This is a genomic window from Pseudomonas sp. ICMP 10191 (assembly GCF_001467335.1).
In the GTDB taxonomy this organism is placed as follows: domain Bacteria; phylum Pseudomonadota; class Gammaproteobacteria; order Pseudomonadales; family Pseudomonadaceae; genus Aquipseudomonas; species Aquipseudomonas cerasi.
On the sequence record NZ_LKGW01000185.1, the window covers coordinates 1 to 1,755 of the forward strand.

The following is a 1,755-nucleotide window of genomic DNA, read 5'->3' on the forward strand; positions in this document are numbered from 1 at the left end:
GCTTGCACAAGCCGATCCTGCGTCGAGGACATTCAGAAAAGCGCGGTCACGCTCACAGAGCCTGTCGCCAAGGACTTGCTCAATTTCCTGAAGCGCAGCGTTTCGTATGATATGGCTGGTTTGCTTACAGGCAATCCCGGGGCGATTGCTGTTCCCTCACAAGGCGTGGATGGCTGGGGCGCGCTATTCGTTTCTGATAAGCAGATGGCTTACGCCAAAAACGTGAAGGAAGGATGGCTGAGGTCAAAGACACGAGCTGGCTCGATGCTCAGAAGGGGCGGCAGCTAGATATAAAAGAACGTGCTACCTTGATTACGGAGCTCGTGACGGCTGGTGGGATGGCGCTGCTGGGTAGGTCTCCGGGCGGCGTCTTAGCTGGTGCTAAAGGAGTGTTGCCAGGAAATCAAACTGTCGCCGAGTTTGAAAAAAGTCTTTCCAGAATGCCTCCGGGTGAGCGAGTTGCTCAAATTAAAGAAGCAGCGAATAATTTTTCTGCTGCTTATGGGTTTACAAAGGATGGAAAACTGTCAAAGTTGAACGGCAGAGATGTGTACAAAGGGCAGGATGGGAATTTATATGCTTTAGATACTCAGCATGGTCGCTTCGAAGTCGTGAGCTCAAAAAATGGTAAGCATATGGGTGAGGTGGATTTTAACCTCCAAAAAACAAAGCCATCTGATAAGTCTGGTGGTCATGATCTAAGGCTGAAATAGTATATATGGCAAAAAAAATTAAGCTAGTTGATTTTAAGGGTGATGCTATTTATCGTGGAAACATTCTTAGGGTTTGTGGTAAGTATCCATATGAGGAGTTTGTTGATTTCATGTTTTTTGAAGCGAAATTGACTGGATCTACCTATGGGTTAATGGTTGCGTCGGGATATAAAGCTGGTTTGATATTAGTCTATCTGCCAAATGAATGTCTTGCTGAAGATGGCGGCATAGATAAGGCTTGGTTAGTAAAAAACTGGTCCAATTGGATATATCCAGATTGCGATGTTTCAGATGTTTATTGGATTGAGATGTATAATGCAGACGCCATCGTTAAAGCTTAAGGTTGTTTCATGGTTTGGATGATTTCTGATCTAAATGGCTTTGACTCTTTAATGAATGCAAGCCCGTAAAGACGCTTTACGATTGAGATAGATCAGGTCGCGCTCAAAAAAGAGCAGATCAATCTTATCGAGCCTCATTACCTTAAATGTGAGATGGTCCTCCTGCCTTTCCGTTAATGGACGTGCTTTGCCTATCGGCTCGATCTGCTCGCGGGCAATGACCTGATCAACACCGCTGGCGGCATCATCAAAGGTCGCGATGTATCACTGACCTCGATCAACGGCGACGTGATCAACGAACGCAGCATCACCTCAATGGACAACAGCGCGCGCGGTCAGCGCCACAACGAGTTCGCCGACAGTGCCGCGCGCATCGAAGCCGCCAACGACATGAGCATTTCGGCAGGCCGCGACGTCATCAACAAAGGCAGCGTGCTGGAAAGCGGTCGTGACATGACCATCCAGGCCGGACGCGACGTCACNACCGTTCAGGCCGGACGCGACATCTCCGTCATCGCCAGCCAGATCGACGCCAAACGCGACATCGCCATGGCCTCGACCGAAAACCTCACCATCAGCTCCGCGGCGGACGAAGAGCACTCCCTGTCGAAAAGCAAAAAACTGACCCGTCAGGAAGACCACGTCAGCCAGATTGCCGCCGATATTGAAGCGGGAGGCAGCGTTGCCTTGCAGGCTGGCCA

Annotated in this window: 3 protein-coding genes and 1 pseudogene; all 4 read left to right on the plus strand. The window is 49.5% G+C overall.

Annotated features, from left to right (window positions below; genetic code table 11):
- Window positions 1-288, plus strand: a 288-nt coding sequence (locus tag AO388_RS29875) for a hypothetical protein (protein WP_236713991.1), incomplete at its 5' end; no start/stop codon positions are given.
- Window positions 234-713: a colicin E3/pyocin S6 family cytotoxin gene (locus AO388_RS26660; protein ID WP_058417465.1), complete on the plus strand. Its 480-nt coding sequence runs from the start codon at window positions 234-236 to the stop codon at window positions 711-713. The genes AO388_RS29875 and AO388_RS26660, both read left to right, overlap by 55 nt.
- A 5-nt stretch (window positions 714-718) precedes the next feature.
- Complete coding sequence (imm45, locus tag AO388_RS26665) at window positions 719-1,054, plus strand: Imm45 family immunity protein (protein WP_004413884.1); 336 nt, start codon at window positions 719-721, stop codon at window positions 1,052-1,054.
- A gap of 195 nt (window positions 1,055-1,249) precedes the next feature.
- Window positions 1,250-1,755, plus strand: a pseudogene (locus tag AO388_RS26670) (hemagglutinin repeat-containing protein); the annotation flags it as partial.

Bases quoted from the DNA above. Each gene is read 5' to 3' on its own strand.
- imm45 (WP_004413884.1), top strand. From the start codon at position 719: ATGGCAAAAAAAATTAAGCTAGTTGATTTTAAGGGTGATGCTATTTAT.
- AO388_RS26660 (WP_058417465.1), top strand. From the start codon at position 234: ATGGCTGAGGTCAAAGACACGAGCTGGCTCGATGCTCAGAAGGGGCGG.